We start from the raw sequence: 6,366 nt of genomic DNA, 5'->3' as shown, positions 1-6,366 counted from the left end.
TGACGTCGTACTCTTTCATCTAATTCAGGTCCATATTGATGCACCCAACGCATAATAGTGGTGTGAGCAATAGACAAACCTTGTTCCTCCATCATTTCCACCAAATCACGAAAACTTAGATTGTACCGTAGGTACCATCTTACCGTTAATAAGATAATATCAGGCTGATAGTGCTTCCATTTGAACAAATTTTCCTTTTTCATACCGATCACACACCTTTTTTAGAGTAATAGTATCAGTATGTCCAAGATTTAGAGATTATTTGCAATTTCCCTGAAGTTTTTGCACCAGAACCGCTATGTTTAAATTCAGCATTATACTGCCCTTTGTAAAAGAATAATTTTATAGTTTCCTTTAAATATAGAAGGTTCCTCATATACAATCTTTATTGGCAAATCCTTGCAAATATCACTAAACCTCCGATTAATATCTGTGCCAAGAAAGGAAGTAATGGTGTTGATTATGTTTCTGCTTATACTGGAAGACGATTCTTCAGGTAAAAATTTATCAAAAACTAATAAGAATCCTGTTTGTTTAGTTACTCGAAGAGCTTCAGCTAAAGCCTGCTTTGGATGTTCAACAACACTTAAAATGAGATTTAGAGATACTCCATCAAAAGATTCATCTGGAAACTGTAATTGCTCTGCATTCATTTGTAGAAGTGTAGCCTGATTTTCCTGTATTTTAGTTTTTGCTTTATTTAACATATCTTGTGAAAGATCAATTCCTGTAATATGGACATCTGAAGGAATAAAACGAAAGTCCTCTCCAGTTCCGACACCAACAAATAAAATATCCTGTTTTGACTTAAGGGGAAGAAGAGAGAAAGCTCGCTCCCTTGCCTTTATAAATAATTTGTTACTCATTAAGTAATCATAAATTATAGAAATACCTTTATACTTAAGTTTATTCGTATGATTTTTCATCCTTTTACACCTCTTAATAATTATAGAAAAGTACGAAAAAGACAAAGACATGCATTTCGTTTTCTACATGTCTTCTAGCTTGTAAAAAATTTCATTCCTGGCAGTGAACTATGTAATCTATGTGTGAATAGAACCAAGGATTCATATCTATTTCTCCACGAATCTCTAATTCGTTTCCCTCCATCAAGGATTACAAAATTATAGCTTTCTTTTTGCAAGTAATATCCCATACTCAAACCAGCTTGACCAGCACCAACTATAATAAAATCTAACAAATAGTTCCCCCCAGTATCTACTTTTCAAAACATATGAATAATTGTTCATATGTTCATATGTTTTCGTTTATTATAGCACTCTATTTTTAAGCGTCAAGGGGATTTTTACCATTTTTTAAAGGGGAACGGCTAGAATTCTTTCTTTTTTGAGCCACTCACTAGATTAGGTTCTGATGCAAAAATAAAATAAAAGAGAATACAGCACATATATTCCTAACGGAATCGTGTCTTATGCTGCAAGTTCAAACAATTGATGGATGAATTCTTTCTGAGTTTGGACGGACTGATTCCGTAAATCAATCTGTTCTTTTGTAATCATATGCATGACTTCTACTCCAGAAAAAATGGATGTAGCTGTGTCAAAAGATTTGAGCCCTAGCATAGAACGGATACGCTTCTTTATAAAACGATGATCTTGTTCTACTATGTTATTCAAGTACTTTTGTTGTCTAAGTTGCATACCATCAGGTATGCTTTTTTCTTTTTTCAACTGTTCAATTGCTATAGGATAAGCTGGATTCTTATCGACTGTTATAACATGAGGCTTTGAAACATGAAAAGACCGCAAAGCTTTCTTGAAAAAGCGCTTTGCAGCCTTCTGATCTCTTGTTTTGCTTAGGCAAAAATCGATTGTGTTTCCTTTCTAATCAACAGCACGATACAGGTACATCCATTGCCCTTTTACTTTGATATATGTTTCATCGACTCTCCAAGAGTCATTTGTTTGAGGTAACGTCGGATTCGTTTGTCCAATTCAGGACCATACTGATGAACCCAACGCATAATCGTTGTATGAGAAATGGATAAACCTCGTTCCTCCATGTTCAATATCTGCATGTTTTAATTTATTTTTTATTTACATTATAGTACGTGAAATTATATAAAATTCTTCAAAATTCGACCACTGAATAATTTTATATCTCTTAATTTATTAAACTCTTTTTCATTTCTTCACAAATTAAGAAAAGCTTAAACCCTGGTGTACCAATGGATTTAAGCTTTTAATTTTATAGGAATACTCGTTGCAACAAGTTGCCATTAGGCTAGTGTATAAGCAACTTGTAGCTATTACTATGAATGCTACATTCCGCAAAATTATTACATATTTTTTTAGTTTTTCTTTTTATTATTCTATGCCTTGCTGTAAGACATAATTCCATATTTATGAACAAAAGTTTAGATTTATGGAATATTGTACAAGCTATTAGTACGATATTATTGATCAGGAGGGATTTCCAATGTTTGGGCTGGGAAAAAAAAGAACTCCATTTGGTAACTATTTAGATCGTAGAGGAATCAAACAACAATGGTTAGTACAAAAGACTGGATTAAGCAAATCATTAATAAGTGATTTAGCAAACAAAAAAGATCGTGTTCCAACTTTTACATCAGCAACAAAAATAATTAAAACACTAAAAAAATTTGATAAAAACATTGATTACCATGATTTTTGGGACATAAATATCTAGGTTTTTTTAAAACATGTCTTCCATCACGAACGTTCTCATAAACACATTTTGTTTTATAGCATATTGTTCTAATTTAGATTGACGATAGTCCGATAAGGTAAAAAAGATAACTACTGGAACAATAGCATTCTGTCTTTTATAGATATCTGTTATATGGCCATATAACTGTACTTTGTGTTCGTTTGCTTTCATATGTTGCATGCGATCTATTTCAACAAAGTGAGGGACTTTATCTTCAAAATAGGTTGCATCAGGAATGATTTGATATCGCTGACCACCGGTTGAAAATTCTATTGTTTGTTCTGTTTTCCATTCGGGAAATCCTATCCACATCCAGGCTTCGTTTCTCATTAAAATGTGCTGTAATTGACTATTTTTCTTTACTGTCCTTGTGATTCCTAATAAATCACGTCCTTTTTTATTTAAATAATATACATGTTCACGAGCTATTTTTGTGATGTGACAATATGGCGTCAGATCCTTTAATACACGATTTGCATTCCGAATACTTCCTAAACAGTGAATAGCTTGCAATTGCCTCCTGGTTGCAAAGTCTAACTTACTCAAAGTGGATAAAATCTCGATTTGCCTCGCCTTTTGTTTGAGAGTTTGATGCCTCATGCTTTTTCACCACCTTATATTGCTTCAGTAAATCCCACATGTCTTTATCCTTTAAATATGGTACCTGGATTTCCTCTGTCCGATCAGTCTTAAATAATGCTCTACCTGGAAGAGAAGGTAACTCCTCAAGACCTGGTTCATCCAAAGCAACTTGTGAAGCAATTGCTGTAGGTAACCGAAATCCCAATTTTGCATCAGCATTTTGTTTGATTTGCCTTGGCAATGTGTCAGAGGTTGGATATTGGGTACAAAATATAAGCCGGAATCCTAAACCACCTCCAATTCTTGCGATTTCAGATAACATCTCCTGGCACATAAATAATAAATCCCGTTGTTTTTTAGGTAAACCTTGTGTCGGACAAAGATTCGCTCCTTCATCTACTATGATGAAACAACGTTCTCTAATTGATGTGTCTATAACATTGGTAAAATAGGAATTTTTCATCATCTCAATCTGTTTTACCATCTTTTCACGTACTCTCACCAACATCTCTAACGCCTGTTCCGAGTTTTCAGCTACTTCTACTACTTGAGACAGATCCTTGTAAGGACTAAATTCTAATCCTTCCTTCAGATCAATAATAAAAAACTTCACATGTCGAGGTTGTTGTAAAATTAAACTCGTCATCACATTTTTTAAGAATACTGTCTTTCCAAAACGTGTCATACCCGCTACGCACATGTGCGGTGTATTCTCGAAATCATGATATACGTGTTTATCTAACGATTTCCCCATCATAATTCTCCATGTGTGCTCCTTTAGTAGATCCTTAGACCAATTCCACACTTCAGGTATTTGTTGCTTAAATACTCGAATATGAAGTTCCCTTTGATGAAACGATATTTTAATGGGTTTATATAGTCCTTCTTCTAATACTTCAGCTAACTTTTTGATGAGCTGACTTGGAACGCCGAGCGGTAACTTGTAAACATAATTCATGCTTATGTCATCTTCCATTTCTTTTATAAAAACGGGATATTGTAATTCACCTTTATGCTGAACACATATCTTTGTAATTTCAAAAAACGTGGCGATTTTTTTCTTATCACTCATTTCTTTTCCCTTATAAAAATAAGCAACAGTTAAAAAGGTTGCTGGAATTAATAAAAGTGACATCATATCCTCCATACCTCCTTTAGGTAGTTGAGCCTGTATGGAAGGTTAGAAAAAACAGATTAAGGCGCACTATTGCAATTATTTTCAACTACCAGATGTAATACTAACGTAGAAACACATCTAGTATATCCATTAGCACGTACCAAACACTCCCAATTAATAAACATTTTAGCCCAGCACGTAGCAACCAACCTGGAAGATAAAGACCTTTCTTCTTCAGCAATTTTATCCCTAAAACTGAAGCTCCAGTCACACCATAAACAATCCCTAGCTCTCCAATGATCGTCATGTTAATCCCATCCTTTTGGTTTAATAGACAAATTCCCTTTACGATCCCTGTAAAGTTGATATTCATCTAATAGTTCATTCCAGGACACAGCATGTTCATCACCATATAGATCCTCTTCAATTTTTTGACTTAAATAATAATATCCTCGATACTGTCGATCTAAATAAACTTCATGTCGTTGCATATGCTCTTGAATCGCACAAATATTCTCTTCTTTTTTGGTTTCTTTGTACATTTGTTTGAGCGTTTTTGAAGAATAAAGGTACGGAGTGCTGTATAACATCTGATATTGGCTCATGTCATCACCATCCATATAATTTTCTAGATGCACTAAATACATATGATGATGATTCACTTTTTTGAATTTGTACCATTAAAAAATGATGGCAGAAACAATATTTACTATTTCGAATTTTTAATAAATTATTCATTTGTGAAACATCATTCCAAACGGAAAAATATGGTGATAATTTCATTCGATATTAAAAGATAGGTTTATTATACTTAATATGGATAAAATATGTATTTTACCCACATTTTAAATTATGTATTATTTGGAGGATGTCAATTTGATTTTTTCAAAACTCATTGATCGATACGCCTTGTACGATTTACATAAAAAACGAAGTGAAAAGTTTCATTATGTTTCTCTTTCTAATCATTCACCAGATTTGAAGGGCATAGATTCCTTTTATAAAGTAAAACCAGTTGATGTTCATTTCGACATCAAGCAGTCACAGGATAAAGAATATAAAGTTGGACAATTCAAGTATCGAAGTTCAATTCAATCTGGTGATCCACACAATGATGCTGTAACAGGTGAAGTCTTCTTAAATAAGTATGAGGATGCACCTCATGTCATCTTTGTTCACGGTTGGCGCATGGATTCTAACGAACGTGTAAAAAACATATTTCACCATCAAATGAAAGACTTAGGTTGGAATATGTATTATTTCACTCTACCGTATCATTTTGAAAGAGAACCAGAAAATTCGTTATATAGTGGGGAATATATGGTGAGTGCCAATATCGAACGAACTGTCCAAGCTTCTAGACAAGCGGTAGTTAATTTGCGAGCACTGATTCATTGGATCAAAGCAAATAAAAGTGGTCCCGTGATTCTAATAGGCATCAGTTTAGGTGGGTTTATTACTAATCTAACAGCTCTTGTTGAATCCGAAATTGACGTATTAGCATCTATCTTCTATGCTAATCGACTTTCCTACTCAATATGGAATACTAATCCAGGTAAGTTTATTAGAGAAGATCTGGAACATCATGGCGTAACTTATAATGATTTAATAAATCATTGGAAAATCACTGAACCTAGTCAAGCAGTACCAAAAATCAAAAAAGAAAATATTTTATTAATTTCAGGTAAGCACGATCTATATGTACATGCTGAGGATACGGACTACTTGTGGGAATCCTGGGAGAGACCTATGCGATATATTTATAATTGCGGACACGCTGGGATTGTTCTTAAACGTAAAAAAATTGCAACTGACACTATTAATTTTATTCGAAATCGAATGGAAGAGTGAAAACATGATAGTACTAGTCATTTTACTATGGTTAATGGGGCAATTCTTTTTCTTACAAATCTCAAGAATGATGAAACTGGGTGGGTGAGTTTTATTGCCTTTTTTGGAGGGTTTGGCGGATTAGG

7 protein-coding genes and 3 pseudogenes are annotated in these 6,366 nt (G+C 33.8%); 2 read left to right on the top strand and 8 right to left on the bottom strand.

Features of this window, described 5'->3' with window-relative positions:
* The 4 genes and pseudogenes from HRG09_RS27275 to HRG09_RS27260 form a co-directional block, all read right to left on the bottom strand.
* Positions 1–203: pseudogene (locus tag HRG09_RS27275) on the bottom strand (IS6 family transposase); the annotation flags it as partial.
* A gap of 111 nt (positions 204–314) precedes the next feature.
* A complete protein-coding gene (locus HRG09_RS27270) occupies positions 315–926 on the bottom strand; it encodes a class I SAM-dependent methyltransferase (RefSeq protein ID WP_174103942.1) in 612 nt (203 codons plus the stop codon).
* Positions 927–1,015: 89 nt separating this feature from the next.
* Positions 1,016–1,201 (bottom strand): annotated as a pseudogene (locus HRG09_RS27265) (NAD(P)-binding protein); the annotation flags it as partial.
* A gap of 229 nt (positions 1,202–1,430) precedes the next feature.
* Positions 1,431–2,023: pseudogene (locus HRG09_RS27260) on the bottom strand (IS6 family transposase); the annotation flags it as partial.
* A gap of 416 nt (positions 2,024–2,439) precedes the next feature.
* On the opposite strand from HRG09_RS27260, the gene HRG09_RS27255 reads away from it, so the two are divergent.
* On the top strand, positions 2,440–2,670 hold the full coding sequence (locus HRG09_RS27255) for a helix-turn-helix transcriptional regulator (protein ID WP_174103940.1): 231 nt from the start codon (positions 2,440–2,442) through the stop codon (positions 2,668–2,670).
* 6 nt (positions 2,671–2,676) lie between these two features.
* Here the strand turns inward: HRG09_RS27255 and HRG09_RS27250 are convergent, their stop codons facing one another.
* The 4 genes from HRG09_RS27250 to HRG09_RS27235 all read right to left on the bottom strand — a co-directional run bounded on the left by HRG09_RS27250 (position 2,677) and on the right by HRG09_RS27235 (position 4,995).
* The gene (locus tag HRG09_RS27250) at positions 2,677–3,291 is read right to left on the bottom strand and encodes a replication-relaxation family protein (RefSeq protein ID WP_174103939.1); all 615 of its coding nucleotides are present in this window, start codon (positions 3,289–3,291) and stop codon (positions 2,677–2,679) included.
* The gene (locus tag HRG09_RS27245) at positions 3,230–4,411 is read right to left on the bottom strand and encodes an FtsK/SpoIIIE domain-containing protein (RefSeq protein ID WP_174103938.1); all 1,182 of its coding nucleotides are present in this window, start codon (positions 4,409–4,411) and stop codon (positions 3,230–3,232) included. Before HRG09_RS27245 ends, HRG09_RS27250 begins: the two co-directional genes overlap by 62 nt.
* 100 nt (positions 4,412–4,511) lie before the next feature.
* Complete coding sequence (locus tag HRG09_RS27240) at positions 4,512–4,697, bottom strand: hypothetical protein (protein ID WP_002107213.1); 186 nt, start codon at positions 4,695–4,697, stop codon at positions 4,512–4,514.
* Between the two features lies 1 nt (position 4,698).
* Positions 4,699–4,995: a hypothetical protein gene (locus HRG09_RS27235; RefSeq protein WP_174103937.1), complete on the bottom strand. Its 297-nt coding sequence runs from the start codon at positions 4,993–4,995 to the stop codon at positions 4,699–4,701.
* A gap of 256 nt (positions 4,996–5,251) precedes the next feature.
* On the opposite strand from HRG09_RS27235, the gene HRG09_RS27230 reads away from it, so the two are divergent.
* Complete coding sequence (locus tag HRG09_RS27230) at positions 5,252–6,241, top strand: alpha/beta hydrolase (RefSeq protein ID WP_174103936.1); 990 nt, start codon at positions 5,252–5,254, stop codon at positions 6,239–6,241.
* Positions 6,242–6,366 lie beyond the last annotated feature (125 nt).

The organism is Bacillus sp. Xin1 (genome assembly GCF_013314535.1).
Taxonomy (GTDB): domain Bacteria; phylum Bacillota; class Bacilli; order Bacillales; family Bacillaceae_G; genus Bacillus_A.
The sequence above is the reverse complement of the archived record's forward strand: the minus strand, read 5'-3'. Positions and strand labels throughout refer to the sequence as shown.

What these genes read in the sequence shown, in the direction of transcription:
- HRG09_RS27245 (WP_174103938.1), bottom strand. Translation starts at nt 4,411, where the DNA reads ATGATGTCACTTTTATTAATTCCAGCAACCTTTTTAACTGTTGCTTAT.
- HRG09_RS27250 (WP_174103939.1), bottom strand. Translation starts at nt 3,291, where the DNA reads ATGAGGCATCAAACTCTCAAACAAAAGGCGAGGCAAATCGAGATTTTA.
- HRG09_RS27270 (WP_174103942.1), bottom strand. Translation starts at nt 926, where the DNA reads ATGAAAAATCATACGAATAAACTTAAGTATAAAGGTATTTCTATAATT.
- HRG09_RS27235 (WP_174103937.1), bottom strand. Translation starts at nt 4,995, where the DNA reads ATGAGCCAATATCAGATGTTATACAGCACTCCGTACCTTTATTCTTCA.
- HRG09_RS27255 (WP_174103940.1), top strand. Translation starts at nt 2,440, where the DNA reads ATGTTTGGGCTGGGAAAAAAAAGAACTCCATTTGGTAACTATTTAGAT.
- HRG09_RS27240 (WP_002107213.1), bottom strand. Translation starts at nt 4,697, where the DNA reads ATGACGATCATTGGAGAGCTAGGGATTGTTTATGGTGTGACTGGAGCT.